The 639-nt window shown below is 30.4% G+C and carries 1 protein-coding gene; it reads right to left on the reverse strand.

What is annotated here, in order from left to right:
* The coding region (locus tag L4C32_RS20770) for a ParA family protein (RefSeq protein ID WP_428198782.1) at window positions 1–510 on the reverse strand (510 nt) is incomplete at its 3' end.
* Between the last annotated feature and the right edge of the window lie 129 nt (window positions 511–639).

A 639-nucleotide genomic window follows, 5' to 3' on the forward strand; every position in this document is an offset into this window, starting at 1 on the left:
ATCCGGTATTGTTGGGACAATATAGTGATCACTAATATTTATACCATTCAATGTAATGGCACCTAGATTAGGTGGGCAGTCTATAATTATATAATCATAGTCATCTTTAATATGTGCTATCGTATTACCTAAAACATCGACATGACTTACATACTCCTTATTACTTATTTCCGGTATTTCATCCTGAATATTCACAAACTCTAAACTTGATGGTAGAAGATCTAAGTTTTTAATATTAGAAACATCCTTAACAATTGCTTTATTAATATCAAAATTCGATGTGGACCTAAGCATATCTTCAAATAAATGAAACAATGTCTGCTTATCATCATGTATTTCTTGCCATTCTGTTTGCTTTATCAAACTGACAGTCGCGTTCGTTTGTGGGTCTAAGTCAATCAACAATACTTTCTTATAATGTTTTTTTGCAAGAATTGATGCCATGTTTACTGCTGTTGTAGTTTTTCCCACGCCACCTTTTAAATTTATAAAACTAATAACCTTACTCATATCCACTCTCCTGCTATTTTTAATCAACTAGACAACTATAAATTATGCAATGAAAACTAACACATATCACCTATAAAATTAGTGAGTTACCATGCATTTATAAATTTTATTACATGAATTTAGCAGATA

Origin of the sequence: Aliivibrio kagoshimensis, assembly GCF_050337105.1 — a bacterium.
Lineage (GTDB): Bacteria > Pseudomonadota > Gammaproteobacteria > Enterobacterales > Vibrionaceae > Aliivibrio_A > Aliivibrio_A kagoshimensis.